The organism is Dongia sp. (genome assembly GCF_041905885.1).
Classification (GTDB): Bacteria; Pseudomonadota; Alphaproteobacteria; order Dongiales; family Dongiaceae; genus Dongia.
In genome coordinates, this window is record NZ_JAYRKD010000002.1 from 190,473 (window position 1) to 216,854 (window position 26,382).

The window sequence follows — 26,382 nt, forward strand, 5'->3', positions numbered from 1 at the left end:
ATGGTTCAGCCGAATGCCAACGCCTTCTCCGCTGAATCCACCAAGGCGCTCGCCGATCCGCAATTGCAGGAGGCGCTGAGCGTTCTCCGGGTCCAGTCGATCCCGAACCGCCTCAAGGCCGCGAACAACCTCGCTGAGTTCGAGCTGCTGCGCGACCGCGCGCGCGACTTGAAGGACCACATCCTCGGCCATCTCGATCAATACCTGCTGCAATTCGAGGCGCAGGTGAAGGCCTCGGGCGGCGAGGTCCATTGGTGCAGCGATGCCGAGACCGCGCGGCAGACCGTGCTCCGGCTCTGCCGCGAGGCCAATGCCAAGACGGTCACCAAGGGCAAGACCATGATCGGCGAGGAGATCGGCATCAACGATTTCCTCGAGGCGAACGGCATCGAGCCGGTCGAGACCGATCTCGGCGAATACATCATCCAGCTCCGGCACGAGATCCCGAGCCATATCATCGGCCCGGCCCTGCACGTCACCAAGCGCCAGGTCGAGGAGACCTTCCGCGAGCACCACACCGATCTCGACGCCAACCGCTCGCTGGAGGAACCGGCGGCCCTGATGGCGGAGGCGCGCGCGAAGCTGCGCGACCGCTATTTCGAGGCTGATGTCGGCATCACCGGCGCGAATTTCCTGATCGCCGAAACCGGCTCGACGGTGATCGTCACCAACGAGGGCAACGGCGACCTCACCCAAACCCTGCCGAAGATGCACATCGCCATCACCTCGATCGAGAAGGTGGTCCCCACCCTCGAGGATGCGATGACGCTGCTGCGCGTACTGCCGCGCTCGGCGACCGGCCAGGAGCTCTCGGTCTACGTCACCTTCTCGACCGGGCCGCGCCGCCAGACCGATCCGGATGGTCCAAAGGCCTTCCATGTCGTGCTGCTGGACAACGGTCGCAGTTCCTATCTCGGCGGGCCGATGCAGGAGATGCTGCGCTGCATCCGCTGCGGCGCCTGCATGGACCACTGCCCGGTCTATCACGCGGTCGGCGGCCATGCTTACGGGTGGGTCTATCCCGGGCCGATCGGCTCGATCCTGACTCCGGCGCTGGTCGGCGTCGAGAATGCGAAGCACCTGCCGCATGCCTCGTCGCTCTGCGGCCGTTGCGAATCCGTCTGTCCGGTGCGGATCCCGATCCCGAAACTGCTGCGGCATTGGCGCGAGGAGGAATTTACCCGCGCCATCACCCCGGCGACGCAGCGCTCCGGCCTCGGCCTCTGGGCCTGGTTCGCCAAGCACCCGGCGCTCTACCGCATCGCCGCGCGCTGGGGTACGCGGATCCTGAAGTTCATCGCCGACGGACGCGGCAGCGTCTCGACCTTGCCGCTGGCCGGCGGCTGGACCCGGCACCGCGACTTTCCGGCGCCGGAGGGCAAGACCTTTCACGACCAGTGGCGCGCGAGGAAAAGGACATGAGCACCGATCGCGACCGCATGCTGGCGACGATTCGCGCCGGCGTCTCCCGCTCGCCCACCAAGGGCACGCCGAAGCCGGGGCCGCTGGTGCCGCAACGCGGCCAGCAGACCGGGCGCGCCCTGGTCGATCTCTTCCGCAAGCAGGCCGAAGCGGCTTCCGCCACCGTCGTTGAAGTGGCGCGCGCCGAAGATGTCCCGGCCGCGGTCGCCGAATACCTGCGCGGCCGCAATCTGCCGCCGCAGATCAAGCTTGCGCCCGACGCGCGGGTGCAGGGTCTCGACTGGAAGAGCCAGCCTTTGCTCGAGACCAGCAGCGGCGCCAGCGACGGCCATGATCCCGCTTCGGTCACGCCGGTCCTGGCCGGCGTCGCCGAAACCGGCACCCTGATGGTGCATTCCGGCGACGCGACGCCGAACACCCTGCACTTTCTCCCGGAAACGCATATCGCGGTGGTCTATGCCGATGAGCTGGTCGGCACCTATGAGGAAGGCTGGACCGCCTTGCGCGCGAAACAGGGCGGCGATCTTTCCAACGGCGCCATGCCGCGCACGGTCAGTTTTGTGACCGGGCCATCCCGGAGCGCCGATATCGGGAAGATTCTGCTGATGGGCGCCCATGGCCCGAAGCGGCTGCATGTCATCCTGGTCGATGCCCCGAAACCCTCGGCGCGACCGACTCACTGAATCCCGATGGCGCGGCGCCCGATCAGCGAGGAGGAGCGGGCGCTCTGGCAATTGATCGCCCGGACCGCGACGCCTTTGAAGCGGCGCCGCAAGTCCGAGCCGAAACCGCCACCGTCGCCCGAACCGCCGGCGCCGAAACTCGCCAAGCCGAAGACCAAGCCGTCGCCGCCGAAGGCGCCCACTCCCGTCGCACCGCCGCCGGTGCGGCCGCACGAGCTCTCGCATGGCAAGGCGGTCGGCATCGACAAGCGCCAGGCCGAGCGTTTCCGCCGCGGCAAGACGCCGATCGAAGGCAAGATCGATCTCCACGGCCGCACCCAGCAGGAGGCGCATGACGACCTCCACCACTTCGTCGCCCGCGCCCATGCCTCGGGAAAGCGCATGGTGCTGGTGATCACCGGCAAGGGCATCACCGGCTCGAAGTCCGGCGTGCTGCGCGAGAACGTGCCGCGTTGGCTGAACGAGCCGACCTTGCGCCGCCACGTCCTCGCCTTCGACTACGCCGAGCCGCAACACGGCGGCGAAGGCGCGCTCTACGTGCTGCTGAAGCGGAAGAAGTGAGCCAAGCAGCGCTGGATTTTCCCGCGTTCGTACCTATAATCGAACGTATGACGAACGGGTTCTCAGAAGATCATTCCGGTTCACTGGTTACGGTTTCCTCGGTTATCGAGGCGATCAAGCGCGGCTGTGCAGCCGAGCATGCAGCGGGCCGATCACTCGTGGAAATGGATCCAAACTATCCAGGCGCATTGATCGAGATCGCTCCGGACGGCCGCCGATTCATCGTTGAGCTTATCGGCGAACAGGGTGCCAGAAAGCTCCGGCGGATATCCGAGATCCACCTCGACCAGAGCTAGTCACGTCAGATGGCGCAACCCGCCCTCTATATCGTGGCCGGACCGAATGGTTCGGGTAAGACGACCTTTGCGTTGAACGATCCAGCCCTCAACGCAATTCCCTTCATCAATGCGGATATCGAGGCTGAACGGTTGAGTCCTGGCAGCCCTGCCAGGGCGGCGCTCGCCGCAGGTCGGACAACTCTCACCAACATTGCCCGACAGATATCCCAAGCAGATACATTCGCACTTGAGACCACGCTGTCAGGACTGAGCACGCTGACTACGATGCGGCGTGCTCAGGCCGCCGGATACATGATCGATCTGTCCTATCTTTGCTTGGACTCGCCTGATCTGAACAGGACTCGTGTCGCCATGCGCGTGGCGGCGGGCGGCCACGATATTCCCGACGAAGATATCTTCCGCCGCTATTCTCGAAGTCTGCGCAATCTGCCCGCCGCAGTCGCGCTCGCGGATCGCGCCCGGGTCTTCGACAATACCAGGGGCGAGACACCAAGACTGATCTTTGAGTTGCATGAACATCAAATCCTGCGTGTGCATTCGCCGTTGCCGGACTGGTTCAAGACGGCATTTCAGATCGAAAGCTCGGCCGCAGAAATCCAAGGACCCATCGAAGACCGGCTGCAAGCGCTTAGGGTCAATCCGCGATGACGCCCTTCGGCCAGCGCCTGCGAGACTTGCGGCAGCAGCACGGCCGCGCGCTGAAAGACATGGCGCGCGCCCTCAAAGTTTCCTCGGCCTATCTCTCCGCCCTCGAGCACGGCCATCGCGCGCAGCCGAAGCCGGGTTTCGTGCAGCAGGTGGCGGCTTATTTCAATCTCGCCTGGGAGGAGGTGGATGAGCTGAAGGCGCTGGCCGAGCTTTCCGATCCCAAACCCAGCATCGACACCCGCGGGCTCTCGCCGCTGGCGACGGAAGTGGCGAACCGGCTCAGGAAGAAGATCAAGCTGCTGGACGAGGCGGCGCTGAAAGCGATCCTGAAGCAGCTCGGCAAATAATGTCAGCTTTCCGTCACCCATCGGCCAGGCGGGAACTCTTGCCCGGCCGCGCGCGTTCGCGTAAGCCTCGTCCCGGCCCTCCCTGCATCTCCTCCGAGGTTTCATGAACGACTGGATTTCGGCCATCATCCTTGGCGCGATCGAGGGCTTCACGGAATTCCTGCCGATCTCCTCGACCGGCCATTTGATCCTGGCCGGCGAAGTCCTGGGTTTCCAGGACACCACCGGCAAGGTGTTCGAAGTGGTGATCCAGCTCGGCGCCATTCTCTCGGTCGTGGTGTTTTCCTTCGGGCGGCTCTGGAAGGTGCTGGTCGGGCTGCCGAGCGAACCCGGTGCGCGGCGATTTGCGCTCGCGGTGCTGCTGGCCTTCCTGCCGGCGGTGGTGCTCGGCCTGGTCTTCCACGATTTCATCAAGACGGTGCTGTTCTCGCCCTGGGTGGTCTGCGTGACCCTGGTGCTGGGCGGCATCGCGATCCTGGCGATCGAGCGCATGGCGCCGTGCCCGCGCTACAAGAGCATCGAGGACATGCCGATGCGCACGGCGCTGGGGATCGGCTTCTGCCAGGCGCTGGCGATGATCCCCGGCATCAGCCGCTCCGGCGCCACCATTCTCGGCGGCGAATTGCTCGGCGTCGATCGCCGGATCGCCACCGAGTTCACTTTCTATCTCGCTATCCCCACCATGCTGGGCGCCAGCGTGCTCGATCTCTACAAGGCGCGCCACGACCTCACCACGGACGGCCTGGGCCTGATCGCCGTCGGTTTTGTCACCGCCTTCATCGTGGCGATCCCGGTGGTCAAGGGACTGATCGGCTTCGTCGGCCGCTATGGCCTGGCACCCTTCGCCTGGTACCGGATCGTCTTCGGCCTCGGCTTCGCGGCCTGGCTGTTCTACGCGGGGTGACTAATGCCGAGACCTGCCGGTCTCGTGCCGAATGCAGTCGACTGGAGATGGCCGGGTCGGGCCCGGCCATGACGCGGTAGCGTTACAGAATGAACTTCGACAAGTCCGCGTTCTTCGCCAGCGGTGCGACCTTGTCCTTCACCATCTGGGCGTCGATGCGGATGGTCTTGCCGCTCTGCTCGCTGGCGGTGAAGGAGACCTCTTCCAGCAGGCGCTCCATCACGGTCTGAAGCCGGCGCGCGCCGATATTCTCGACCGTCGAATTGATGTCGGTCGCAAGGTCCGCGAGCGCGTCGATCGCGTCATCCGCGAAGTCGAGCGTGACCTCCTCGGTCTTCAGCAGCGCGACGTATTGCTTGATCAGGCTCGCTTCCGGCTCGACCAGGATCCGCTTCATGTCCTCGCGGGTGAGCGCATTCAGCTCGACGCGGATCGGCAGGCGGCCCTGCAACTCCGGCAGCAGGTCGGAGGGCTTGGCGAGATGGAAGGCGCCGGAGGCGATGAACAATATATGATCGGTTTTGACCGGGCCATGCTTGGTCGTGACTTGGGTGCCCTCGATCAGCGGCAGCAGGTCGCGCTGCACGCCTTCGCGGCTCACATCGGCGCCGATTCGGCCATGCTCGGAGCGCGCACAGATCTTGTCGATCTCGTCGATGAAGACGATGCCGTGCTGCTCGACCGCGCGGATCGATTCCGCCGTCACCTTCTCCAGGTCCAGCAGCTTCTCGCTCTCCTCGGCGACCAGCACTTCGTAGGAATCCGCGACCGACATGCGGCGCGGCTTCTGTCGCCCGCCGCCCAGCGCGCTGCCCAGCACTTCATTGAGGTTGATCATGCCCATGCTGGCGCCGGGCATGCCGGGGATGTCGAAGGTCGGCAGATTGCCGCCGCCGCTGTCCTTGACGTTGACCTCGATCTCCTTGCCGTCGAGCTCTCCCGAACGCAGCATGCGGCGGAACTTGGCGCGGGTCTCGGCGCTGGCATCGGTGCCGACCAGGGCGTCGAGCACGCGCTCCTCGGCGAGGCCCTCGGCCTTGGCGGTGACCTGGCGCTTGGCCTTCTCCTTGGTCATGGCGATCGCGATTTCCACCAGGTCGCGCACGATCTGCTCGACGTCGCGGCCGACATAGCCGACCTCGGTGAACTTGGTGGCCTCGACTTTGAGGAACGGCGCCTGCGCCAGCTTGGCGAGCCGGCGCGCGATCTCGGTCTTGCCGACGCCGGTCGGGCCGATCATCAGGATGTTCTTCGGCATCACCTCGTCGCGGATCTCCGGGGCGAGCTGCTGCCGGCGCCAGCGGTTCCTGAGCGCGATGGCGACGGCGCGCTTGGCATCGCCCTGCCCGACGATGAAGCGGTCGAGCTCCGACACGATCTCGCGCGGCGTGAGCGCAGCCGCGGCACTTTCGGCGGGCGCTTCGATCTTTTTCGCGGGTTCGGCCATGGCGTTACAGCTTTTCCAGGATGACGTTGTGATTGGTGTAGATGCAGATGTCGCCGGCGATCTTCATCGCCTTGCGGGCGATCGTCTCCGCATCGAGGTCGTCGCGATCGACCAGCGCCCGTGCCGCGGCCAAGGCATAGGCCCCGCCCGAGCCGATCCCGATCAGGCCATCCTCGGGCTCCAGCACGTCCCCGGTGCCGGTCAGCACCAGGGAGACCGACTTGTCGGCCACCGCCATCATCGCTTCCAAACGCCGCAGATAGCGGTCGGTGCGCCAGTCCTTGGCCAGCTCGACGCAGGCCCGCGCCAGCTGCCCCGGATGCTGCTCCAGCTTGCCTTCCAGCCGCTCGAACAGGGTCAGGGCGTCGGCGGTGGCGCCGGCGAAACCGGCGATCACCTGGCTGGGTCCATCGGGCTTGCCCAGGCGCCGCAGCTTGCGGGCGTTGGACTTCATCACGGTATGGCCGACGGTCACCTGGCCGTCGCCGGCCAGCACGACTTCCGGGCCTTTGCGGACCAAAAGGATGGTGGTGCCATGCCAGGGCGAGAGGCCATGGGCGGCGGCGTCTTGGGAGGGGTTCTGCGACATGGGGCTCAAATAGGTTAACGAGCCAAGGGATTCAACTGGGCGTTCAAGCCGCGGCTGCTTGGCCTCTCGGGATAACGCTGGTAAGAAACCCGCCCAGCACGGCTTTGGCAAGATATTGGAACCCCTCGATGCAGGCTTTTGGGCGTAAGGCGAGTGTCGCGCGCAAGACCAAGGAGACCGAGATCTCGGTCTCGGTCGATCTCGACGGCTCGGGCAAATCCGAGATCGCGACCGGAATCGGCTTCCTCGACCATATGCTGGAGCAGCTCTCCCGCCACAGCCTGATCGACCTCACCGTGAAGGCGAAGGGCGACCTGCACATCGACTTCCACCACACCACCGAGGATACCGGGATCGCGATCGGCGAGGCGGTCTCGCAGGCGCTCGGCGAGCGCCGCGGCATCAACCGCTATGGCGATGCCATGATCCCGATGGACGAGACGCTGACCCGGGTCGCACTCGATGCCTCGAACCGGCCATATCTCATCTGGAAGGTCAACTTCACCAAGCCGAAGCTCGGCGAGATGGACACCGAGCTGTTCAAGGAATGGTTCCAGGCCTTTGCCCAGTCGGCCGGCCTGACCCTTCATGTCGAGAACATCTACGGCGAGAACAACCATCACATCGTCGAGAGCTGCTACAAGGGCCTCGCCCGCGCGCTCCGCGTGGCGGTCGAGATCGACCCCCGCAAGTCCGATGCGATCCCGTCCACCAAGGGCGTGCTCGGCGGAACCCTGAAGGCCTAAAAGGGAAAGCCTGAGGATGGCGGTCGTCGTCGTCGATTACGGTGCGGGGAATCTGAAATCCGCCGCCAAGGCGCTCATGGAAGCGGCCAAGGGCAGCGGCGTCGAAGTCGCGGTCACGGCCGACCCTCAAACCGTGCGCCATGCCGACCGCATCGTGCTGCCAGGCGTCGGCGCCTTCGCCGATTGCAAGGCCGGGCTGGAATCCCTGCCCGGCATGGTCGAGGCGCTCAGCGAGACGGTGCTGGAGAAGCGGCGCCCCTTCCTCGGCATCTGCGTCGGCATGCAGCTGATGGCGACGCTCGGCATCGAATACGGCGAGCATCCGGGCCTCGACTGGATCAAGGGCAGGGTGGTCAAGCTCAGGCCCGGTGACGCCAACCTCAAGATCCCGCAGATCGGCTGGAACAACCTCAGTGCCTCGCCGCATCCGGTCCTGCGCGGCCTGCCGAAGGATGCGGATGCTTATTTCGTGCATTCCTATCACTTCGTCGCCGAGGACAGCGCCGACGTGCTCAGCCGCATCGACTATGGCGGGCCGGTGGTCGCGGCGATCGGTCGCGACAACCTGCTCGGCGTGCAATTCCACCCCGAGAAGAGCCAGGCGGTCGGCCTGAAGCTGCTCGGCGATTTCCTGAAGTGGCATCCTTAATGATCTTGTTTCCCGCGATCGACCTGAAGAACGGCCAATGCGTGCGCCTGCGCCAGGGCGACATGGGCCAGGTGACTCTGTTCAACGCCGATCCCGCCGACCAGGCCGGCAAATTCCTGCGCGACGGCGCCGAATGGCTGCACCTCGTGGACCTGGACGGCGCCTTCGCCGGCGCACCGGTCAACGCGGCGGCGGTCGAAGCGATCCTTAAAACCGTGAAGATCCCGGTGCAGCTCGGCGGCGGCATCCGTGATCTCGCCCGGATCGAGGATTGGCTGAAGAAGGGCATCGCCCGGGTGATCCTCGGCACGGTCGCGCTGAAGAAACCGGAACTGGTCAAGGGCGCGGCACAGCTCTTCCCGAAGCGGATCGCCGTCGGCATCGATGCGAAGGCGGGCCGGGTCGCGGTCGAAGGCTGGGCGGAGACCAGCGATGTGACCGCGCTCGACCTCGCCCGCCGCTTCGAGGATGCCGGCGTCGCCGCGATCATCTACACCGACATCGACCGCGACGGCCTGCTGCAGGGCGTCAACGCCGAAGCGACGGCCGAGCTCGCGTCGCGCCTCACCATCCCGGTCATCGCCTCGGGCGGTGTTGCCGGCCCCGAGGACATCGACCGGCTGAAAGCCGTGCTGCCGCAGTCGAAGAAGGGCGGCGGCGGGATCGCCGGCGTCATCGCCGGCCGCGCGCTCTATGACGGGCGGCTGGATCTCCGTGCCGCCATCACCGCATTGAAGGCCGCATAATGCTCAAGATGCGCATCATCCCCTGCCTCGACGTGAAGGACGGGCGCGTGGTGAAAGGCGTCAACTTCGTCAACCTGGTCGATGCCGGCGACCCGGTCGAGCAGGCGCGGGTCTATGACCAGGCCGGCGCCGACGAGCTCTGCTTCCTCGATATCACCGCCTCCTCCGACAACCGCGATACGCTCTATGACGTGGTGCAGCGCACCGCCGAAGCCTGCTTCATGCCGCTGACCGTGGGCGGCGGCGTGCGCAAGATCGAGGACATCCGCAAGCTCCTGCTCTCCGGCTCCGACAAGGTCTCGATCAACACCGCGGCCGTGAACGATCCCGACTTCGTCAAACAGGCGGCGCAGAAATTCGGCGACCAATGCATCGTGGTCTCGATCGACGCCAAGGAGACTTCGCCCGGCAAGTTCGAGATCTTCACCCATGGCGGCCGCAACGCGACCGGCATCGATGCCGTCGGCTTTGCCAAGCGCATGGCGGAGAACGGCGCCGGCGAGCTGCTGGTGACATCGATGGACCGCGACGGCACCAGGGCCGGCTACAACCTGGCGCTGACCCGCGCCATCGCCGATGCGGTGACCGTGCCGGTGATCGCCTCGGGCGGCGTCGGCACGCTCGACCATCTGGTCGAAGGCATTCGCGAGGGCCACGCGACCGCTGTCCTCGCCGCGTCGATATTTCATTTCGGCACCTACACGATTGCCGAAGCCAAGGCGCATATGGCCAAGGCCGGCTTGCCGATGCGGCTGGTGAACTAGGGGGCGCAGATGGCGGAAGACAATGTTCTCGAGCAGCTCTACCAGGTGATCCTGACGCGGCGCGGGGCGGATCCGGCGCAGTCCAACACCGCGCGGCTGCTTGCCAAAGGCAAGAAGAAGATCGCCCAGAAGCTCGGCGAGGAAGCGGTCGAAACCCTGATCGAAGGCGTCAAAGGCGACCGCGACGGCGTGATCTCGGAATCCGCCGACCTGCTCTATCATCTGCTGGTGCTCTGGGCGGCACTCGATGTGAAGCCCGACGAAGTCTGGGCGGCGCTGCGGGCCCGCGAAGGCATCTCCGGCATCGCCGAAAAGGCGTCGCGGCCCAAAGACTGACCGTGGTTTACTGCAGCATCCCTGGAGCGAGGCGAGGTACGCGATGAGCTACGACATGAACAACATCTTCGCCAAGATCATCCGCGGCGAGATCCCGAGCGACAAGCTCTACGAGGACGAGCATGTGCTCGCCTTCAAGGACATCCGCCCCCAGGCCAAGGTCCATGTCCTGATCATCCCGAAGGGACCTTACGTCTCGGCCCAGGACTTCTCCGAGAAGGCCTCGGATGCCGAGCTCGCCGCCATGCACCGCGCGATCGGCAAGGTGGCGAAGGCGGTGGGCGTGGCGGTCACCGGCTACCGCGTCATCGCCAACACCGGCGCCGACGGACGGCAGGAGGTGCCGCACTATCACATCCACATCCTCGGCGGCCAGAACATGGGCCGCATGGTCGCGCTGGACTGATTGCACCCATACATTTCTCGGCTTCCCCTCACATCAGCTGTGAGGAAACCTCTATTGCGGGCGAGGGCGGGTCTTGCGATGGTCCGGCCGCCTGCAACACGGGGAGGCGCAGATGCACCGGCTCTATGACAGCGCGATTTCCGGCAATGCCTACAAGGTGCGGCTGCTGCTGCATCATCTCGGGATTCCGTTCGAGCGGATCGAGATGAATGTCGATGACGGCTCGACCCGGAGACCTGAGTTCCTGAAGATCAATCCCAACGGCAAGGTCCCGGCCCTGCAATTTCCGGACGGCCGCGTACTGTTCGAATCCAACGCCATCATCTTCTACCTGGCGCAAGGCACGCGATACTGGCCGACCGACCGCTGGGACCAGGGCCAGGCCATGCAATGGATGAACTTTGAGCAGTACAGCCACGAGCCGACCGTCGCCGTGGTCCGGCACTGGGTCGCGCATCTCGGCAAGACGCCGCAGAACGAGCCGCTGCTGCCGGCCAAGATCGCCGCCGGCGAGCGCGCGCTCGGCGTGATGGAGGGGCATCTCAAGGACCACCGCTGGTTCGCCGGCGACGCCTACTCGATCGCCGACATCGCGCTCTACGCCTATACCCATGTTGCCGAAGAGGGTGGCGCCTTCGAGCTCAGGCGCTATCCGGCGATCCAGGACTGGCTCCGCCGTGTTGCAGCGCAAGATCGGCATATTACCATCACTGGGTGAGATCCAGCGCAGACCGTTCCGCAGCACCGAACGCGACTGGCCGCGATCCGCTTGGCTTTCCTGGCCCGTCGCGCCGAGCGTGCGCGCGCCTGCATAATCCTAGGTTGCAATCGCCTTGCACCAATTTGGCCGAAATGCTACCCATCGGTCACTTTGGCTCAGGCGCCGAACCGGTTGGCAATCATGGCGGAACGGCGCGTATTGAGCTCGAGCGCGGAGGAGCGGGTCCTCTCACTGATCATCCCGGTCTACTACAACGCGGAGTCCCTGCGGGACGTCGCCAAGGCAGTCGCTTGGCTTGAAGCGGCGCTGGCGCAGCGGAAACTCGGCCTGGAAGCGATCTTCGTCGATGACGGATCCGGCGATGACTCGCTGGCGGAATTGCTGAAGATCAAGAACGCACGGCCCGCCACCAAGATCATCAAGTTCACCCGCAACTTCGGGGCCGTGCAGGCGGTCCGCGCCGGCATGCGGCACGCCACCGGCGACGTGGTGGCCTATATGGCGGCCGACCTGCAGGACCCGATCGAGCAGGTCGTGGCCATGGTCGATGCTTGGCTCGCCGGCGGGCGCTATGTGATCAGCGTGCGCCGCTCGCGCGCCGATCCACTGCTGACCCGGATCGCCGCGCGCATCTACTATCGCCTCATTCGGATGCTGGTGGCGCCGGACTTTCCGCGCAAGGGCTATGACTTCCGGCTGATGGACCGCGCGATCGCCAAGCAGCACGAGGCGATCCCGGCCTACGTCAACCCGATCATTTTCGAGTTCTATCTCGGCTTCAAGCCGACCGTGCTCGAGTATGACCGGCGCGAGCGGGTCCACGGCAAGTCGCGCTGGAGCTTTCGCAAGCGGCTGAACCTGATGCTGGACACCATCCTCGGCTTCTCGGTGCGCCCGCTGCGCATGTTCTCGGCGATCGGCGTGCTGACCGCGGCGGCCAGCGTTTGCTACGGCATCTTCCTGGTGATCGCGACCTTGCTGCATGGCGGCGACATGCCGGGCTTCGCGACCATCGCCACCTTGATTTCGTTCTTCTTCAGTCTGGTGCTGCTGATGCTGGGCATCATCGGAGAATACATCTGGCGCATCTTCGATCGGGTCACGCAAAGGCCGGAAAGCGTGATCGAAGAAACCTACTTCTGAGCCCGCCGTCATGTCGCCGCGCAAATTGATCGTCACGGGCGGGGCCGGTTTCATCGGCTCGGCCTTTATCCGCAAGGTGATCGCCGAGACCGACTGGCAGGTGGTCAATCTCGACAAGCTGACCTATGCCGCCAGCCTGGAATCGCTCGCTGCGGTCGCCGCCGATCCCCGCTATCACCTGGCCAGGCTCGACATCTGCGACCGTGCCGGCGTCGAGGCGCTGATCCGTGCCGAGCGCCCGGACGCGATCGTGCATCTCGCCGCCGAGACCCATGTCGATCGCTCGATCGACGGGCCGGCCGCCTTCATCCAGACCAATCTGGTCGGCACCTTCACCTTGCTGGAAGCCGCCGCGCGCTATCATGACTCGCTTGATCCGAAGCAGCGGGCGGCTTTCCGCTTCCACCACGTCTCGACTGACGAGGTGTTCGGGTCGCTCGGCCCGACCGGCGCCTTCACCGAGGCTTTTCCCTATCGGCCGAACTCGCCCTATTCCGCCAGTAAGGCCGGCGCCGATCACCTGGCGCGCGCCTGGCACGAGACCTTCAACTTGCCGGTCGTGACCAGCAACTGCTCGAACAACTACGGCCCCTATCAGTTTCCGGAAAAGCTCATTCCGCTGATGATCGCCCGCGCGCTTGCCGGTCAGCCGCTGCCGGTCTACGGCGACGGCGGCAACATCCGCGACTGGCTCTATGTCGAGGACCATGTCGATGGCCTGCTGGCGGTGCTCGACCGCGGGCGGGTCGGCGAGAGCTACAATATCGGCGGCAACGCCGAATCCCGGAATATCGACCTGGTCGAGATGCTCTGCGCGGTCCTCGACCGCCTGCTGCCGGACTCTCCGAACCGGCCGCATGCAAGGCTGATCAGCTTCGTCAAGGATCGGCCGGGTCACGACCGCCGCTACGCCATCGATGCCGCCAAGGCCGCGGCCGAGCTCGGCTGGCGGCCGAAGCACAGCCTTGCCGACGGTCTGGAGCGCACGGTCCGCTGGTATCTCGAAAACCGCGGTTGGTGGCAGGCGATTCTCGATGCGGCCTATGACACCGGCCGGCTGGGCCTGGCGCGGAGCCGCGCGCGATGAAAGGCATCATCCTGGCCGGCGGCGCCGGCTCCCGGCTTAAACCGATGACCACGGCGGTCAACAAGCACCTGCTCGCGGTCTACGACAAGCCGCTGATCTACTATCCGCTGGCGACCGTCATGCTGTCCGGCGTGCGCGAGATCATGATGATCGTCCGGCCCGAAGACGAGGATCTCTATCGGCGCCTGCTCGGCGACGGCGCGACGCTCGGTCTCAAGATCGAGTACCGCCGGCAGGCGGCGCCACGCGGCATCCCCGAAGCCTTCCTGATCGCCCGCGATTTCATCGGCGACGACCAGGTCGTGCTGGCGCTCGGCGACAACATCTTCTTCGGCCACGCGATGCGCGGCATTCTCGATGCGGCGCGCGACTACCGCGAGGGCGCCACCATCTTCTGCTACCGGGTCAGCGACCCGCAGCGTTTCGGCATCGCCGAGCTCGATGCCGAGGACCGTGTGATCGACATCGTCGAGAAGCCGGCCGCGCCGAAATCCAACTACGCCGTCACCGGCCTCTACTTCTACGATTCCAGCGTTGTTCGCATCGCCGACGGACTGAAGCCATCGCCCCGCGGCGAGCTGGAGATCACCGACGTCAATCGCCAATACCTGGCGGAGGGCCGGCTGCACTGCCGGATCCTGGAGCGCGGCTTCGCCTGGCTCGACACCGGGACACCCGACGCCCTGCTCGATGCCGCCAACTACATCGCGACCATCGAGCGGCGCCAGGGCCTGAAGATCGCCTGCATCGAGGAGATCGCCTGGCGCCAGGGCTGGATCGACGATGCCGCGCTGGCGCGGCTCGCCGCCGAGCATGGCAGCGCCGAATACAGCGCCTACTTGACCCAGCTGCCACGGATCGGCCGATGATCCCGGTCAACGACCTGAAGCGCCGCATCGCCCCGCTGGCGCCCGCGCTCGAAGCCGCGGTCGCCCGCGTCGTCGCCGGCGGGCGCTATATCCTCGGCGAGGCCTGCGCGCGTTTCGAGGCGGAGTTCGCGGCTTACTGTGGCGTCGACCACGGCATCGGCGTCGGCAACGGCACCGATGCGCTGGAGCTCAGCCTGCGGGCGCTCGGGATCGGGCCGGGCGCCCGGGTCGCCGCCACCGCCAATGCCGGGATGTATGCCTCGGTCGCGATCCTCGCCGCCGGCGCGAGCCCGGTCTATGTCGACATCGATCCTTCGACCCTCACCATGGACCCGGCGGCCCTCAGCGCGGCCGGGCCGGTCGATGCAGTCATCGTCACCCATCTCTACGGCCGGATGGCATCAATGCCGGCCATCCTCGCCGCGTCCGGCGGCGCGCCGGTGATCGAGGACTGTGCCCAGTCCCACGGCGCCGTGCTGGACGGCCGCAAGGCCGGCAGCTGGGGTGCGCTCGGCGCGTTCAGTTTCTATCCGACCAAGAATCTCGGCGCGCTCGGCGACGGCGGTGCCGTGGTGACCGGCGATGCCGGGCTGGCGGAGCGGGTCCGGCGCCTGCGCCAGTATGGTTGGAGCGCGCGCTACCAGGCCGAGCTCACCGGCGGGCGCAACAGCCGCCTGGATGAGATCCAGGCCGCCGCGCTCTCGGTGATGCTGCCGCAGCTCGACGGCTGGAATGCGCGGCGCCGCGCCATCGTCGCCGGCTATCGCGCTTCACTCAACAGCGACGCGATCGTCTTCCCGGCCGATCCGCTCTCGCCCGCCTATGTCGGTCATCTCTGCGTGGTCCGCAGCCGGCGCCGGGACGCGATCCGCGCTGCGCTCGACGCTCGCGGCGTCCAGACCGATCTCCATTATCCGCTGCCGGACTATCGGCAGCCGGCGGTGCTGGCGGCGATCGGCACTCAGCCGGCGCTGCCGGAAACCGAGCGGGCGACCGCGGAGGTCTTCACCTTGCCCTGTTTCCCCGAACTCTCCGATTCCGAATGCAAGGCGATCGCGGCGGCGCTACAAGCGGCGGTGACGGACGAGAACGGGTCCGCGGCGCCGCGGAGCGTGGGACGGGCCTGATCATGAGCAGCAAGCATTTTGACTTCATCGGCTTCGAGGACTTCCGCCGCCGGGCGCAGGATCCCAGTCTCTCGCCGGCCGAGAAGATCGGCTTTCCCGACGCCGTGCGCGCCGGCCGCGACGCCGAGATCCTGGAAGACGCGCTCGGCAAGCTCGGTCCGCTCGACACGCCGGGCAAGCGCATCCTCGACATCGGCTGCGGCTGCTCCGACCTGCCGCTCATGCTTTTGGAGTTCTGCCGCGCCCGCGACCACAGCATCGTCCTGGTCGATTCACAGGAGATGCTCGACCTCGTGCCCGATCACCCGAACGGGCGGAAATGCGCCGGCGCCTTTCCCGACAACCTGGCGGCGATCACCGCGCTCCACGCGCGCTACGACGCGATCCTGATCTACAGCGTCGCCCAGGTGGTGTTCGCCGAAGGCAACATCTTCCGCTTCCTCGACGCGGCGGCCGGCCTGCTGGACCATGGCGGCCGGATGCTGGTCGGCGACGTGCCCAATGCCGGCATGCGCCGGCGCTTTCTGGCGAGCCCCGCCGGGCGCAAGCATCACCATGAGAATTACGATCCCAACAGCGACCCGGTGGTGGATTTCAACACCCTGGAGCCGCGCGCGATCGACGACGCGGTGGTGCTGGGCTGGCTGGCGCGCTACCGCAGCGCCGGCTTCCACGCCTATGTCATGCCCCAGGACCCGCGTCTCGGCATGGCCAACCGCCGTGAAGACGTGCTGATCTGCCGGCCCTAGCGAAGATGCTGACCGTCGAGCGCTACGGCCCCGGTCTGGAGTCGGCCTGGAACGCCTTCCTGGCCTCGACCCGGAACGGCACCTTCCTGCACGACCGGCGCTACATGGATTACCATGCCGACCGGTTCGAGGACTGCTCGTTGATCCTGCGCGAGGATGGCGAAATCCTGGCGCTGCTCCCGGCCAACCGCCGCGGCGCTTCGGTCTGGAGCCACCAGGGCCTGAGCTACGGCGGCCTGCTGATGCCCGATGCGCTGACCCTGGCGCGAGCCGAGGCGGCGCTCGCGGCGGTCCGCGATCACCTCGCCGCCGCGGGTGTGACTGAGCTCATCTACAAGCCGGTGCCGCGAATCTTTCACCGCGCGCCGGCCGACGAGGACCTGGTGGCGCTGCACCGGATGGGAGCGTCGGTGATCCGCCGCGACAACCTGAGCGTGGTGGAAACGGCGCAGCGGATCCGCCCGCGCAAGGGCCGGCGCTACGGCGCGTCGAAAGCCGCCAAGGCGGGGATTGCTATCGCGCGGAGCAACGACTGGAACGGCTTCTGGCGCCTCCTGGAGGCGACCTTGAGCGATCGCCACGCCGCGCGCCCGGTGCACAGTCTCGACGAGATCGCCATGCTGGCGCATCGCTTTCCCGACAACATCGCGCTCCATGTCGCGCAGCGGGAGGGTGAGATGCTCGGCGGAACCGTGATTTATGAAACGCCGCTGGTTGCGCGCACGCAGTATATCGCGGCCGCCCCGGCCGGGCTGGAAGCGAGCGCGCTGGATCTCCTCTTCATCACTCTGATCGAGGAAGTCTACGCGGCAAAACGCTACTTCGATTTCGGCGCGTCGCTGGACGGCGCGGGCGGGATCAATGCCGGCCTGCTCGACCAGAAGGAAGGCTTCGGCGCGCGCGCCGTGCTGCAGGATACCTATCGGGTGGCGCTGTGACAGGGGGCGGAAGCATGGGCCGGCTCATCGAACTGCAGTCGATCGCCGATCCCGCCCGCGGCACTCTGGTCGTGCTGGAAGCCGGGCGCCAGGTGCCTTTCGACTTCCCGCGCATCTTCCTGCTCTGCGACGTGCCGGAGGGCGGCCTGCGCGGCGACCATGCCCATCGTGACCAGCATCAGCTGCTGGTCGCGACCGCCGGCGGTTTCGACGTGACGGTCGAGGATCGCGCCGGTCGCGAGCAGATCAAGCTCGACGATCCGCGCTTCGGCCTGCACGTGCCGCCGCTGACCTGGGTGACCTTGCGCGCGACCGCGCCGCGCTCGACCTGCATGGTGCTGACCTCGGCGCGCTTCGACGAGGCCGACTACATCCGCGACCGCGGCGAGTTCCAGGCGCTGATCGGCCGCTGAGGACGAGGGCGCGGCTACTTCAGGCCGATCGCCCGAAGGATCCGGCCGACGCCCTTCTTCTTCGCGGCGGCCCGCTCGTCCTTGAAGCGGCGGTTGCGGCTTTCCGAATCCGCCACCTTGAAGCAGGTGTCGAACGGCTGCCGGTGCCGGCCGATCAGGCCCTGCAGCTTCTCGAGGTCGGCTTCGATCTCGGCCCGGGCGAAGCTCTGGCCGACGCCGTCATAGTATTTGTTGAAGATCGGCATGATCTCCGCCCAGAAGGCGTTCTGCTTGATCTGCGCCTGGGTATCGTTGTCCTGCGGCGCGACCGCGCTCGAGGCATGGCCGCGCCACCAGTTCAAGGCGCCCTTGGGATCGCCCGAGGGGTAGTGGCCGATCGTCTCCCACCAGAGCTCGGCCTTGGCCGGCGGGTCGATCTCCAGGAAGCGCCAGATGTCGCGCACGACGCCGGCGTTCTTCTTCAGGAAGGCTTCCATCCGCACATGGTAGATGCGCGGGATCAGGAAGCTCTCGACGAAATGCTTGGTATACTGGGTCGCGAACGGGACCACGTCGACGTCGAGCGGGAACCAGGCGCGCACGGAATCCTTGGCGATCCATTCCGGCAGCCGGCGCACGCTGTAGATGACCCGGGTATCCTTGAAGTCCTTGGCGTAGTTGGAATCGATCCCGACCAGCTTGTCGCCGAAGCATTGCCTGGCGAAGCCGTGGGCGCGCAGAATCTCATGGGCCCGGCGGTAATTCTCCAGCTTGTCGGCGCCGGCCGGGCGGAAGAAGCAGGACAGCAGCTCCGGCTGCGCCTTCACCAGCTTGTTGCCGTAGCGCGAGACGTGGCTGTTGTTCAGCAGCACCTCGCACATCATGAAGACGTCGGGATGGCTGTTCAGCAGGCCGCACAGCGACGTCGTCGCCGTCTTGCCCGCGCCCAGGATGAACGCCAGATCGCGATTCTTGCTTGCGCTCATCGGGCGCCGTCACTCCCAAGCTCGATCGGCGGTCCGCGCCGAGGGTCCGGCTGGGAATAGCGAGGGGCCGTCAGGCTGTCAATCGGCGCGAAGCCGCGGCCCCGCGCGGGGGCTAATTGACGTTCTCCACGATCTTGTATTCGACCAGGATGTCGGAGCTGCGGGCGAACAGGATGCATTCCACGCCCGGACCGTAGCTCCGGCACTCGTTCATCAGCTTGTTGTGACGGCCGCCGCCCATGACCAGGCAGCCGGCCGAGGGGCAATAGCTGGCGGTATAGCCCAGCGCCACGCCGTCCACCGCGGCAACCACGAAATCGCCGGGATTGGTACCCCGGATCAGGCCGAGATATTGCTGGTAACCGTCCCAGACGTCCCGGGTGACCGAGAGGGTCTTGCCCTTGCCCTTCGCATAATCGCCGCTCAGCGAAGACGCGCAACCGACCAGCAGCGCCGCAACCAGGACGGCGCCGAGAATACGCAACATGTGATGATGTCCCCACGCAAGTAAAAGCCTCGGATGCCGATACTACTTCGAGGCCTCATGGGATCAAGCGCGATTAAATCCCCGGTTGTGGCATTCGTGGTTAAACCGCCAGGCGAATTGACGCGCGGATTATCCGCCTATGCCTTGGCCGAGGAGAAGATCAGCTTCAACCCGAGTCCGCCCATGACGCCGGCGGCGCAACGATCGACCCAGGTCTTCCAGCGCAGATAGGCGGCGCGCGGCCGTTGCAGAGAGAAGACCAGGGCCACGATCATGTACCAGCCGGTCTCGATCGCCATGATGATGGCCGGCAGGGCCAGGGTGCTCCAGAGCGGCAGGTTCGCCGGCAGCAGCGCGAAGACGCTGCCGTAGAAGATCAGGGTCTTCGGGTTGCTGAGCTGGGTTGCGAGACCGAGCAGGAAGCTCTTCAGGAGCTGCGGCCGCGCCGCGGCGCCGGCCTCGGCGACGAAAGGCTGCTTGGCGCCCATCCACATGCGCCAGGCGAGATAGAGGAGATAGCCGCCGCCCGCGACCTTGAAGCCGAGATAGAGCCAGGGCGCCTGGGCGAAGACCGCGCGCATGCCGAGCAAGGCCAGGCTGCAGAAGACGACCCCGCCGATTCCCATGCCGAAGGCCGCCGCGACACCGTCGCTGCGCGAGCGCGCCAGGGCAGTGCGCATCACCATGACGAAGCTCGGACCCGGGCTGGCGGCGCCGACCGCAATGGCGCCGGAGATCGGGAGGACGGCGAGGGTCGGAGTCATCTCTTCCTCCCTGAGTATCCCTGGGGGTTACTTATAGGGATCGGCCGCGTCGCGAAGGCCGTCGCCCATGAAGTTGAAGGCGAGCACCACGATGATGACCGGAACGATCGGCAGCATCAACCAGGGATACAGCGCCACCACCTGGATGTTCTGCGCTTCGTTCAGCAGCACGCCCCAGGAGACGATCGGCGGCCGGATGCCCAGCCCCAGGAAGGAGAGGGCGGTCTCGCCGAGGATCATGCCGGGGATCGCCAGGGTCGCGGAGGCGATCAGGTGGCTCATGAAGCTCGGCATCAGGTGGCGGAAGATGATGCGGCCGGGGCTGGCGCCCATCAGCTCGGCGGCGACGCAGAAATCCTCCTCCCGGAGGGAAAGCAGGCGCGAGCGCACCGCGCGGGCGAGGCCGGTCCAGTCGATCAGTCCCAGGATGATGGTGATGCCGAAATAGATCAGCAGCGGCGACCAGTTGACCGGCAGGATCGCGGCCAGGGCGAGCCAGAGCGGCAGATGCGGGATCGAGCGCAGGATCTCGATCGCGCGCTGCACCAGGTCATCGACCCAGCCGCCGTGATAGCCGGCCAATCCGCCGAGCAGCATACCGAGCACGAAGGAAACCGTGACGCCGACCAGGCCGATGGTGAGCGAGATTCGCATCCCGTAGAGGATGCGCGAGAACATGTCGCGCCCCAGCCGGTCCGAGCCCAGCAGGAACAGGGTGCCGCCGTTGGGCGGGCAGAAAAGGTGCGTCTGGCCCTCGATCAGCCCCCAGAATTTGTAGCTGTCGCCGCGGCAGAAGAAGCGGATCGGCTGCGGCTTGTCCGGGTTCGGCGTGTAGACGCGCTTCAGCGTCTCCATGTCGAGCTTGTAGTCGTTGGCATAGACGAAGGGCCCGATGAACTCGCCCTTGTCGAAGAGATGCACCCGCTGCGGCGGCGCGAAGATGGAATCCACGTTGCGCGAATGCAGGCTGTAGGGCGACAGGAACTCGACAAACAGGATCGAGACATACATCACCGCCAGCACGACCGCGGAGACCACCGCCAGCCGGTGCTTCCTGAAGCGGAGCCACATCATCCGCCATTGCGAGGCGAGGTAGATCTTCTCCTGCTCTGGCGAGACCACTTCGATCGAATAGGGATCGAACGGCGCCTGCGAGACGCTGTGCTTCAGCGGTTGGGGATCCGCATTCATCTCGATCATTTGCCGCTCCCGGCGCCGAAGCGGATCCTGGGATCGAGCAGGGCGAGCGCGAGATCCGATATGAAGATCCCGACCACCGTCAGCAGCGCCATGAACATCAGGAAGGAACCGGCGAGATACATGTCCTGGGAGCGGAGTGCTGCGAGCAGGATCGGCCCGGTGATCGGCAGCGACATGACCACCGAGACCACGACCGAGCCCGAGATCAGCTCCGGCAGGAGGCTGCCGATATCGGCGATGAAGGGATTGAGCGAGATCCGCAGCGGATACTTCACCAGCAGGCGGAACGGCGGCAGGCCCTTGGCCCGGCCGGTCACCACATACTGCTTGTTCAGCTCATCGAGCAGGTTGGCGCGCAACCGCCTGATCATGCCGGCGGTGCCGGGCAGGCCGATCACCAGGACCGGCACCCACATATGCTCCATCAGCGAGGCGAACTTGCCCCAGCTCCAGGGCTGGTCGATGTATTGCGGGTCCAGCAGGCCGCCGACCGAGGTGCCGAACCAGATATTGGCGAAGTAGAGCAGCACCAGGGCGATCAGGAAGGAGGGTGTGGCGAGGCCCAGATACCCCAGGAACGTGAACACATAGTCGAAGAAGCCGTATTGATGGGTCGCCGAATAAACCGCGATCGGGAAGGAGACGATCCAGACGAACAGGATCGTGGCGATCGAGATCAGCACGGTGAGACTCAAGGCATCGCCGATCACCTCGGTCACCGGCAGCATATGCTCGAAGGAATAGCCCATGTCGCCGAAGATCAGCCCGCCGTTCTGGTGCTGAAGCCCGTCCCAGTTGCCGAACATCCAGTGCAGGTATTGCAGGTAGAACGGCTGGTCGAGCCCGTAGGTGTGGCGCAGGAACTCGATCTTGTCGTTGTCGACATTCTCGCCGCGCGACTGCTGCTCGGCGATCATGCTCTCCAGGAAGTCGCCGGGCGGCGCCTGGATGATCGCGAAGACCAGGAAGCTGATCACCAGCAGCGTCGGTATCATCACGAACAGCCGCTGGACGAGATAACGCAGCATCGAATCCCCTAGACTTACCTCTTAGAAACGCAGCGGCGCCCCTCGCCGCTGCGGTACGCCTATTTCTCCGCGATCGGGCTCAGCGGACCGGGCTGGTCCAGCCAGAACGTATCCGGCTTATAGACGCCGAAGCTTGCGCCCGGCTCGAAAGCCCACATGCCGCGCTCCGGCACGTTCCTCAGATGCCGCGACACGACCACCGGCTGCGGAATGCCCGCGACCGTGCCGATTGTATAGACCTGGTCCGCCCAGATCGACAGGATCTGGCTCCAGACCTGGGCGCGCGCCGCGCTGTCCCCCGCCCGCCGCCACTGGCCCATCAGGTCCTGCAGCGCCGCGGCTTCCGGCAGGTCGACTTTCTGCCCGTCCTCGCCGCTGGTCTCCAGATACTGGCCCCATTTCGGCCACTGGTACTGCTGCTGCGTGGTCGGCGTGAAATCCTGTGGGCTCATGTCCGCCGAGGGGAAGCCGTTGTCGATCCCGTTCGACATCGACATCTGCGCTTCGCCGGCGAAGATCCGGTTGCGCATCACTTCGATCTGCGAAGGCTTGGGATAGAGGTCGATCCCGATGGTGTGCCAGGTATCCTTGATCAGCTCCAGCACATCGGTCGTCTCGGTGGAATCCCCCGCGATGTCGATGATGATCTGCGCCGGCCTGCCGTCCTTGAGCTTGCGGATGCCGTCTTCGTCGCGCTCGGTGAGGCCGATCTGGTCGAGCAGGCGGTTGGCCAGCACCGGATCGAAATTGGCCCAGGCGCTGCGATAGTCCGGCTTGTAGAGGGGGCTCGCCGGGATCAGCGTGTTGCCGCCCTCGTTGCCGAGGCCGAAATAGATCGCCTGGTTGATCTCGTGGCGGTCGATGCCGAGCGACAGCGCGCGGCGGAACCGCACGTCGCGCATCAGCTCTCGCCAGACCTCGTCGTTGGTGTTGAGGTTGGGGAACAGCGCGAGGTTGCTGCCGCGCCCGTCATCCCAGAGCCGCACCCAATAGGTGCCGCGCTTCTCGCCGACCTTGAGGAAGGTGTAGTTGTCGAAGCGGAGATAGCGCGCCTGGAGGTCGGTCTCGCCGGCGCCGGTCTTGGTCGGGACCAGCGACGAGGCGGCGATATCGACGATGATCTGGTCGAGATAGGGCAGCTGATGCCCCGCCTGATCGACGCGGTAGTAGTAGGGATTGCGGGTATAGACGAAGCGCTGCGCCGGCGGTTTGGTGCGCAAGACCCAGGGGTCGAGCGTCGGGAGCTTCGGGTTGTCGTTGCGCCCCATGTTGTCGCGCCGGTTATGCAGGCCGGCCCAGCTCGGCTGCTCGGCATCCTTCACCGCCTCGGCGAGCTTCTCCGCGTCGGCGTATTTGGCGTGAAACTTCTTCAGGTAGTGCGCCGGCCGGTAGATGTAGAGCGGCGCGGCCCCGGCGAGCTTCGGCAGGAAGTCGGCGTTGGGCGCGTCCCAGGAATAGCGCACGGTGGTTTCGTCGATGAACTCGACGACCGGCGGTTTGCCGTTGACGATGAGATCCTTCGGCGGCCCGGAAGGCGAAAGCTCCGGGTTGTTGGCGACGTCCTCCCACCAATAGCGGAAATCCTCGGTGGTGAAGGGCTTGCCGTCCGACCACTTCATCCCCTTGCGCAAATGCAGGGTGAAGACCTTGTCGTCCTTGTCTTCGTAGCTCTCGAGGATGTCGGGCTGGAGCTTGTAGTTGCGGTCGTAGCAGACCAGGCGCGCGTAGGAATAGTAGGAGATCTGCCGGTTGTCGCGGGCGCTGGCCAGCAGCGTCTTCAGCTCGCCGCCCTGCTGGCCCTGTTCCGGCATGGTGGCGACCGCCGGATGCTCGGGCAGCCGCTCGTTGATCGGCGGCAGCTCGCCCGCCGCTTCATCCTTGGCGAAATAGGGCGGGCTGATCCAGTCCGCGCGCGCCGCATTCGCGGCCAACAGCAGGCCGGCAGCGAGAATGAGAGACCGGAACTTCATGCCGCGCTCCGAATGCTGATGGCGGCGCGCACCCAGTGATCGTCGCCGATATCGACCAGGCTGGGCTGGTTGTCGGCGTCGATGGTGAAGGGTGCAGGCCAGGCGGACGGCACCGATGCCTTGCCACCCATCAGCTTCTCGAAATCGAGGCGATGGGTGAGCGAGGGATCGGGCACCGCGGCCAGCAGCGCCTTGGTGTAGGGATGCACCGGGTTCTTGAAGAGATTGGCGGCCGGCGCCAGCTCGACCACGCGGCCGGCGCACATCACCATGATCCGGTCGGCGACGTAATCCACCACCGCGAGGTTGTGCGAGATGAAGATGTAGGTGAGGCCGAGCCGCGCCTGCAGGTCTTTGAGCAGGTTCAGGATCTGCGCCTGGATCGAGACGTCCAATGCCGAGACCGGCTCGTCGCAGATCAAGAGGTCCGGCTTCAGCGCCAGCGCCCGGGCAATGCCGATCCGCTGCCGCTGACCGCCGGAGAAGCTGTGCGGATAGCGGCGCAGGTGCTTCACATTGAGGCCCACCAGCGACATCAGCTCCTTCACCATCTCGATCCGCTCTTTGGGCGTGCCGACGTTGTGGATCACCAGCGGCTCGCTGATGATGTCGAGCACGGTCATGCGCGGGTTGAGGCTGGCAAAGGGATCCTGGAACACGAACTGGATCTTCTTGCGGAATTCGCTCAGGGGTCGGCCGTTCAGGCGCAGCACATCGACCAGCTTGCCGTGGTCGTTGTAGCGGATCACCCCGGAATCGGGATCGATCGCCCGCATGATCAGCTTGGAGAGCGTGGTCTTGCCGCAGCCGGATTCGCCGACCAGGCCCAGGCATTCGCCGCGCTTCACCTCGAAGCCGACATCGGCGACCGCATGAATGACGCGATCGCCGCCGCCCATCCAGCCGCCCTTGCGGATGCGATAGGTCTTGGAGATGCCTTCGATCGACAGCAGCGGCAGGTCGACCGCCGGTCCCTCCCCACCGGAGTCCCTTGGCGGGAGCGGCTTCGCTTCGGCAAACATGCCGGTCGGCTTGGACTTGATCTCGCGGATCGGCGTCAGGCGCTCGCCGGGCTCCATGCCGAAACGCGGCACGGCCTTCAGCAGCGCCTGCAGATAGGGATGCCCGGGGTTGGTGAAGATGTCGTGCGCGGTGCCGGATTCCTGGACCTCGCCGTGATACATGACCACGACCTCGTCGGCCATGTTGGCGACCACGCCGAGATCATGGGTGATCATCAGCATCGCCATGCCGAGCTCGGCCTTGAGATCCGACATCAATTTCAGGATCTGCGCCTGCAAGGTCACGTCCAGCGCCGTCGTGGGCTCGTCGGCGATCAGCAAAGCCGGGCGGCAGACCAGGGCCATGGCGATCATCGCGCGCTGGCGCAAGCCGCCGGAGAGCTCGAAGGGATAGGTCTTGAGCGCGCGCTCCGGATCCGGGAAGCCGGTCAGGCGCAGCATCTCGAGCACCGCCGCGGTGCCCTCGGCCTTGCTGATCTTGCGGTGGAGATGGAGCGCTTCGCCGATCTGGTCGCCGACGGTGTGGACCGGAGAGAGCGAGGTCATCGGCTCCTGGAAGATGATCGAGATCGAGCCGCCGCGCAGCTTCTGCATCACCGCGCCGTTGCGCGGCTGCTGGGCGATGTCGAGCACGCCGTTACCCCGCGCGGAATCATCGAACAGGATCTGTCCGGCGGTGATGTTGGCGACCTTGGGCAGGATTCCCATGATGGCCTGGGCGCAGACCGATTTGCCGGAGCCGGATTCGCCGACCAGGGCCACGGTCTTGCCCCTGGGCACGCGGAACGAGGCGCCGCGCACGGCCGGAATCATGATGCCGTCGAGGACAAAATCGACTTTGAGATCTTTAACGGACAGGAGGTCGGTCACGCTGCGTCCACCTTGACGCCGATCGCGTCCATGTTGTCGAGGGTGATCTGGTCCACGAGGACGTTCGCCTGCTTCGCCGCGTAGGCGGCGCGGGCGACGATATCCGCGAAATGCGGCAGGGTGGATTCGATGTCGATCTTGGTCTTGCCCGATTTCAGCGTCAGCGTCATCCACCCGTCCTTCCGCTTGCGCCGCGTAGAATAGTAGCGCAGCGCCATCGCCTCGAGTCCACCCCAGGCGATGCTCTTCTTCGGCCAGGGCGTGCTCTGCAGGCCCTCTTCGTCGAAGCGGATCCGGCTAGCATGCCGCAATGCGGTATTGGCCAGCCAGACCAGGAACAGCACGGCGAGGCCGAGGATCACCCAGAAGATCGGCGCCTCGGCGCCGAGCGACTGCATGATCACCACGCTGATGCCGAGGCCGAGAATCCCCCGCAGGTAGTCGTAGACCAGGCTTGAAACCGGATAGCGCAGCTCGACCAT

At 65.8% G+C, this 26,382-nt stretch carries 31 protein-coding genes; 21 read left to right on the plus strand and 10 right to left on the minus strand.

Annotated features, from left to right (window positions below; genetic code table 11):
• From ACH2CY_RS02720 to ACH2CY_RS02750, 7 genes are all read left to right on the plus strand, one after another.
• Nucleotides 1-1,422: a LutB/LldF family L-lactate oxidation iron-sulfur protein gene (locus ACH2CY_RS02720; RefSeq protein ID WP_395015653.1), complete on the plus strand. Its 1,422-nt coding sequence runs from the start codon at nucleotides 1-3 to the stop codon at nucleotides 1,420-1,422.
• The gene (locus ACH2CY_RS02725) at nucleotides 1,419-2,105 is read left to right on the plus strand and encodes a lactate utilization protein C (RefSeq protein WP_395015656.1); all 687 of its coding nucleotides are present in this window, start codon (nucleotides 1,419-1,421) and stop codon (nucleotides 2,103-2,105) included. Before ACH2CY_RS02720 ends, ACH2CY_RS02725 begins: the two co-directional genes overlap by 4 nt.
• A 6-nt stretch (nucleotides 2,106-2,111) precedes the next feature.
• Nucleotides 2,112-2,666, plus strand: a complete 555-nt coding sequence (locus ACH2CY_RS02730; protein ID WP_395015658.1) for a Smr/MutS family protein — start codon at nucleotides 2,112-2,114, stop codon at nucleotides 2,664-2,666.
• Nucleotides 2,663-2,962 (plus strand): hypothetical protein, encoded by a 300-nt coding sequence (locus tag ACH2CY_RS02735; protein WP_395015661.1) that lies wholly within the window; start codon nucleotides 2,663-2,665, stop codon nucleotides 2,960-2,962. The genes ACH2CY_RS02730 and ACH2CY_RS02735 overlap by 4 nt, the downstream gene beginning before the upstream one ends.
• A 9-nt stretch (nucleotides 2,963-2,971) precedes the next feature.
• Nucleotides 2,972-3,613: a hypothetical protein gene (locus ACH2CY_RS02740; RefSeq protein WP_395015663.1), complete on the plus strand. Its 642-nt coding sequence runs from the start codon at nucleotides 2,972-2,974 to the stop codon at nucleotides 3,611-3,613.
• Nucleotides 3,610-3,960 carry a helix-turn-helix domain-containing protein gene (locus tag ACH2CY_RS02745; protein ID WP_395015665.1) on the plus strand — a complete coding sequence of 117 codons (351 nt, stop codon included), beginning with the start codon at nucleotides 3,610-3,612 and terminating at the stop codon, nucleotides 3,958-3,960. The genes ACH2CY_RS02740 and ACH2CY_RS02745 overlap by 4 nt, the downstream gene beginning before the upstream one ends.
• Nucleotides 3,961-4,063: 103 nt before the next feature.
• Nucleotides 4,064-4,864: an undecaprenyl-diphosphate phosphatase gene (locus ACH2CY_RS02750; protein WP_395015667.1), complete on the plus strand. Its 801-nt coding sequence runs from the start codon at nucleotides 4,064-4,066 to the stop codon at nucleotides 4,862-4,864.
• 82 nt (nucleotides 4,865-4,946) lie between these two features.
• On the opposite strand, the gene hslU is transcribed toward ACH2CY_RS02750, so the two are convergent.
• Nucleotides 4,947-6,311, minus strand: coding sequence for an ATP-dependent protease ATPase subunit HslU (hslU, locus tag ACH2CY_RS02755; protein ID WP_395015670.1), 1,365 nt, complete (start codon nucleotides 6,309-6,311; stop codon nucleotides 4,947-4,949).
• A 4-nt stretch (nucleotides 6,312-6,315) separates the two neighbouring features.
• The gene (gene hslV / locus ACH2CY_RS02760) at nucleotides 6,316-6,900 is read right to left on the minus strand and encodes an ATP-dependent protease subunit HslV (protein WP_395015673.1); all 585 of its coding nucleotides are present in this window, start codon (nucleotides 6,898-6,900) and stop codon (nucleotides 6,316-6,318) included.
• A gap of 128 nt (nucleotides 6,901-7,028) precedes the next feature.
• On the opposite strand from hslV, the gene hisB reads away from it, so the two are divergent.
• From hisB to ACH2CY_RS02830, 14 genes are all read left to right on the plus strand, one after another.
• Nucleotides 7,029-7,646 carry an imidazoleglycerol-phosphate dehydratase HisB gene (gene hisB, locus ACH2CY_RS02765; protein WP_395015675.1) on the plus strand — a complete coding sequence of 206 codons (618 nt, stop codon included), beginning with the start codon at nucleotides 7,029-7,031 and terminating at the stop codon, nucleotides 7,644-7,646.
• 16 nt (nucleotides 7,647-7,662) lie between these two features.
• Nucleotides 7,663-8,295 (plus strand): imidazole glycerol phosphate synthase subunit HisH, encoded by a 633-nt coding sequence (hisH, locus tag ACH2CY_RS02770; RefSeq protein WP_395015677.1) that lies wholly within the window; start codon nucleotides 7,663-7,665, stop codon nucleotides 8,293-8,295.
• On the plus strand, nucleotides 8,295-9,041 hold the full coding sequence (gene hisA, locus ACH2CY_RS02775; RefSeq protein WP_395015681.1) for a 1-(5-phosphoribosyl)-5-[(5-phosphoribosylamino)methylideneamino]imidazole-4-carboxamide isomerase: 747 nt from the start codon (nucleotides 8,295-8,297) through the stop codon (nucleotides 9,039-9,041). Before hisH ends, hisA begins: the two co-directional genes overlap by 1 nt.
• Nucleotides 9,041-9,805 carry an imidazole glycerol phosphate synthase subunit HisF gene (hisF, locus tag ACH2CY_RS02780; RefSeq protein ID WP_395015684.1) on the plus strand — a complete coding sequence of 255 codons (765 nt, stop codon included), beginning with the start codon at nucleotides 9,041-9,043 and terminating at the stop codon, nucleotides 9,803-9,805. Before hisA ends, hisF begins: the two co-directional genes overlap by 1 nt.
• 9 nt (nucleotides 9,806-9,814) lie before the next feature.
• The gene (locus ACH2CY_RS02785; protein ID WP_395015686.1) at nucleotides 9,815-10,141 is read left to right on the plus strand and encodes a phosphoribosyl-ATP diphosphatase; all 327 of its coding nucleotides are present in this window, start codon (nucleotides 9,815-9,817) and stop codon (nucleotides 10,139-10,141) included.
• A gap of 43 nt (nucleotides 10,142-10,184) precedes the next feature.
• Nucleotides 10,185-10,547 carry a histidine triad nucleotide-binding protein gene (locus tag ACH2CY_RS02790; RefSeq protein WP_395015689.1) on the plus strand — a complete coding sequence of 121 codons (363 nt, stop codon included), beginning with the start codon at nucleotides 10,185-10,187 and terminating at the stop codon, nucleotides 10,545-10,547.
• A gap of 112 nt (nucleotides 10,548-10,659) precedes the next feature.
• Nucleotides 10,660-11,265, plus strand: coding sequence for a glutathione S-transferase family protein (locus ACH2CY_RS02795; protein WP_395015691.1), 606 nt, complete (start codon nucleotides 10,660-10,662; stop codon nucleotides 11,263-11,265).
• Between the two features lie 201 nt (nucleotides 11,266-11,466).
• Entirely contained in the window at nucleotides 11,467-12,411 is a 945-nt protein-coding gene (locus ACH2CY_RS02800; RefSeq protein WP_395015693.1) for a glycosyltransferase family 2 protein, read from the plus strand.
• Between the two features lie 10 nt (nucleotides 12,412-12,421).
• Nucleotides 12,422-13,498, plus strand: a complete 1,077-nt coding sequence (gene rfbB, locus ACH2CY_RS02805) for a dTDP-glucose 4,6-dehydratase (protein ID WP_395015695.1) — start codon at nucleotides 12,422-12,424, stop codon at nucleotides 13,496-13,498.
• Entirely contained in the window at nucleotides 13,495-14,367 is an 873-nt protein-coding gene (gene rfbA / locus ACH2CY_RS02810) for a glucose-1-phosphate thymidylyltransferase RfbA (RefSeq protein ID WP_395015698.1), read from the plus strand. Before rfbB ends, rfbA begins: the two co-directional genes overlap by 4 nt.
• Complete coding sequence (locus tag ACH2CY_RS02815) at nucleotides 14,364-15,494, plus strand: DegT/DnrJ/EryC1/StrS family aminotransferase (RefSeq protein ID WP_395015700.1); 1,131 nt, start codon at nucleotides 14,364-14,366, stop codon at nucleotides 15,492-15,494. Before rfbA ends, ACH2CY_RS02815 begins: the two co-directional genes overlap by 4 nt.
• A 2-nt stretch (nucleotides 15,495-15,496) precedes the next feature.
• Nucleotides 15,497-16,243, plus strand: a complete 747-nt coding sequence (locus tag ACH2CY_RS02820; RefSeq protein WP_395015702.1) for a hypothetical protein — start codon at nucleotides 15,497-15,499, stop codon at nucleotides 16,241-16,243.
• A gap of 5 nt (nucleotides 16,244-16,248) precedes the next feature.
• Nucleotides 16,249-17,181, plus strand: a complete 933-nt coding sequence (locus tag ACH2CY_RS02825) for a GNAT family N-acetyltransferase (RefSeq protein WP_395015704.1) — start codon at nucleotides 16,249-16,251, stop codon at nucleotides 17,179-17,181.
• Between the two features lie 14 nt (nucleotides 17,182-17,195).
• Nucleotides 17,196-17,594 (plus strand): sugar 3,4-ketoisomerase, encoded by a 399-nt coding sequence (locus tag ACH2CY_RS02830; protein WP_395015705.1) that lies wholly within the window; start codon nucleotides 17,196-17,198, stop codon nucleotides 17,592-17,594.
• A 14-nt stretch (nucleotides 17,595-17,608) separates the two neighbouring features.
• On the opposite strand, the gene ACH2CY_RS02835 is transcribed toward ACH2CY_RS02830, so the two are convergent.
• From ACH2CY_RS02835 to ACH2CY_RS02870, 8 genes are all read right to left on the minus strand, one after another.
• Nucleotides 17,609-18,559 carry a hypothetical protein gene (locus ACH2CY_RS02835; protein WP_395015708.1) on the minus strand — a complete coding sequence of 317 codons (951 nt, stop codon included), beginning with the start codon at nucleotides 18,557-18,559 and terminating at the stop codon, nucleotides 17,609-17,611.
• A 112-nt stretch (nucleotides 18,560-18,671) separates the two neighbouring features.
• Complete coding sequence (locus tag ACH2CY_RS02840; protein WP_395015710.1) at nucleotides 18,672-19,046, minus strand: hypothetical protein; 375 nt, start codon at nucleotides 19,044-19,046, stop codon at nucleotides 18,672-18,674.
• A gap of 137 nt (nucleotides 19,047-19,183) precedes the next feature.
• Nucleotides 19,184-19,810 carry a LysE family translocator gene (locus tag ACH2CY_RS02845; RefSeq protein WP_395015713.1) on the minus strand — a complete coding sequence of 209 codons (627 nt, stop codon included), beginning with the start codon at nucleotides 19,808-19,810 and terminating at the stop codon, nucleotides 19,184-19,186.
• A 27-nt stretch (nucleotides 19,811-19,837) separates the two neighbouring features.
• Nucleotides 19,838-21,010: an ABC transporter permease gene (locus ACH2CY_RS02850; RefSeq protein ID WP_395015715.1), complete on the minus strand. Its 1,173-nt coding sequence runs from the start codon at nucleotides 21,008-21,010 to the stop codon at nucleotides 19,838-19,840.
• On the minus strand, nucleotides 21,007-22,038 hold the full coding sequence (locus ACH2CY_RS02855) for an ABC transporter permease (RefSeq protein ID WP_395015718.1): 1,032 nt from the start codon (nucleotides 22,036-22,038) through the stop codon (nucleotides 21,007-21,009). Before ACH2CY_RS02855 ends, ACH2CY_RS02850 begins: the two co-directional genes overlap by 4 nt.
• Before the next feature lie 59 nt (nucleotides 22,039-22,097).
• Nucleotides 22,098-24,008: an ABC transporter substrate-binding protein gene (locus ACH2CY_RS02860; RefSeq protein WP_395015719.1), complete on the minus strand. Its 1,911-nt coding sequence runs from the start codon at nucleotides 24,006-24,008 to the stop codon at nucleotides 22,098-22,100.
• Nucleotides 24,005-25,900: a dipeptide ABC transporter ATP-binding protein gene (locus ACH2CY_RS02865; protein WP_395015720.1), complete on the minus strand. Its 1,896-nt coding sequence runs from the start codon at nucleotides 25,898-25,900 to the stop codon at nucleotides 24,005-24,007. The genes ACH2CY_RS02860 and ACH2CY_RS02865 overlap by 4 nt, the downstream gene beginning before the upstream one ends.
• Nucleotides 25,897-26,382 carry a hypothetical protein gene (locus ACH2CY_RS02870; RefSeq protein ID WP_395015723.1) on the minus strand — a complete coding sequence of 162 codons (486 nt, stop codon included), beginning with the start codon at nucleotides 26,380-26,382 and terminating at the stop codon, nucleotides 25,897-25,899. The genes ACH2CY_RS02865 and ACH2CY_RS02870 overlap by 4 nt, the downstream gene beginning before the upstream one ends.

Excerpts from the sequence above, each read along its gene's own strand:
- ACH2CY_RS02720 (WP_395015653.1), top strand. The coding sequence starts at position 1 with ATGGTTCAGCCGAATGCCAACGCCTTCTCCGCTGAATCCACCAAGGCG.
- ACH2CY_RS02725 (WP_395015656.1), top strand. The coding sequence starts at position 1,419 with ATGAGCACCGATCGCGACCGCATGCTGGCGACGATTCGCGCCGGCGTC.
- ACH2CY_RS02730 (WP_395015658.1), top strand. The coding sequence starts at position 2,112 with ATGGCGCGGCGCCCGATCAGCGAGGAGGAGCGGGCGCTCTGGCAATTG.
- ACH2CY_RS02740 (WP_395015663.1), top strand. The coding sequence starts at position 2,972 with ATGGCGCAACCCGCCCTCTATATCGTGGCCGGACCGAATGGTTCGGGT.
- ACH2CY_RS02745 (WP_395015665.1), top strand. The coding sequence starts at position 3,610 with ATGACGCCCTTCGGCCAGCGCCTGCGAGACTTGCGGCAGCAGCACGGC.
- ACH2CY_RS02750 (WP_395015667.1), top strand. The coding sequence starts at position 4,064 with ATGAACGACTGGATTTCGGCCATCATCCTTGGCGCGATCGAGGGCTTC.
- hslU (WP_395015670.1), bottom strand. The coding sequence starts at position 6,311 with ATGGCCGAACCCGCGAAAAAGATCGAAGCGCCCGCCGAAAGTGCCGCG.
- hslV (WP_395015673.1), bottom strand. The coding sequence starts at position 6,900 with ATGTCGCAGAACCCCTCCCAAGACGCCGCCGCCCATGGCCTCTCGCCC.
- hisB (WP_395015675.1), top strand. The coding sequence starts at position 7,029 with ATGCAGGCTTTTGGGCGTAAGGCGAGTGTCGCGCGCAAGACCAAGGAG.
- hisH (WP_395015677.1), top strand. The coding sequence starts at position 7,663 with ATGGCGGTCGTCGTCGTCGATTACGGTGCGGGGAATCTGAAATCCGCC.
- hisA (WP_395015681.1), top strand. The coding sequence starts at position 8,295 with ATGATCTTGTTTCCCGCGATCGACCTGAAGAACGGCCAATGCGTGCGC.
- hisF (WP_395015684.1), top strand. The coding sequence starts at position 9,041 with ATGCTCAAGATGCGCATCATCCCCTGCCTCGACGTGAAGGACGGGCGC.
- ACH2CY_RS02785 (WP_395015686.1), top strand. The coding sequence starts at position 9,815 with ATGGCGGAAGACAATGTTCTCGAGCAGCTCTACCAGGTGATCCTGACG.
- ACH2CY_RS02790 (WP_395015689.1), top strand. The coding sequence starts at position 10,185 with ATGAGCTACGACATGAACAACATCTTCGCCAAGATCATCCGCGGCGAG.
- ACH2CY_RS02795 (WP_395015691.1), top strand. The coding sequence starts at position 10,660 with ATGCACCGGCTCTATGACAGCGCGATTTCCGGCAATGCCTACAAGGTG.
- rfbB (WP_395015695.1), top strand. The coding sequence starts at position 12,422 with ATGTCGCCGCGCAAATTGATCGTCACGGGCGGGGCCGGTTTCATCGGC.
- rfbA (WP_395015698.1), top strand. The coding sequence starts at position 13,495 with ATGAAAGGCATCATCCTGGCCGGCGGCGCCGGCTCCCGGCTTAAACCG.
- ACH2CY_RS02815 (WP_395015700.1), top strand. The coding sequence starts at position 14,364 with ATGATCCCGGTCAACGACCTGAAGCGCCGCATCGCCCCGCTGGCGCCC.
- ACH2CY_RS02820 (WP_395015702.1), top strand. The coding sequence starts at position 15,497 with ATGAGCAGCAAGCATTTTGACTTCATCGGCTTCGAGGACTTCCGCCGC.
- ACH2CY_RS02825 (WP_395015704.1), top strand. The coding sequence starts at position 16,249 with ATGCTGACCGTCGAGCGCTACGGCCCCGGTCTGGAGTCGGCCTGGAAC.
- ACH2CY_RS02830 (WP_395015705.1), top strand. The coding sequence starts at position 17,196 with ATGGGCCGGCTCATCGAACTGCAGTCGATCGCCGATCCCGCCCGCGGC.
- ACH2CY_RS02835 (WP_395015708.1), bottom strand. The coding sequence starts at position 18,559 with ATGAGCGCAAGCAAGAATCGCGATCTGGCGTTCATCCTGGGCGCGGGC.
- ACH2CY_RS02840 (WP_395015710.1), bottom strand. The coding sequence starts at position 19,046 with ATGTTGCGTATTCTCGGCGCCGTCCTGGTTGCGGCGCTGCTGGTCGGT.
- ACH2CY_RS02845 (WP_395015713.1), bottom strand. The coding sequence starts at position 19,810 with ATGACTCCGACCCTCGCCGTCCTCCCGATCTCCGGCGCCATTGCGGTC.
- ACH2CY_RS02850 (WP_395015715.1), bottom strand. The coding sequence starts at position 21,010 with ATGATCGAGATGAATGCGGATCCCCAACCGCTGAAGCACAGCGTCTCG.
- ACH2CY_RS02855 (WP_395015718.1), bottom strand. The coding sequence starts at position 22,038 with ATGCTGCGTTATCTCGTCCAGCGGCTGTTCGTGATGATACCGACGCTG.
- ACH2CY_RS02860 (WP_395015719.1), bottom strand. The coding sequence starts at position 24,008 with ATGAAGTTCCGGTCTCTCATTCTCGCTGCCGGCCTGCTGTTGGCCGCG.
- ACH2CY_RS02870 (WP_395015723.1), bottom strand. The coding sequence starts at position 26,382 with ATGGTCGAGCTGCGCTATCCGGTTTCAAGCCTGGTCTACGACTACCTG.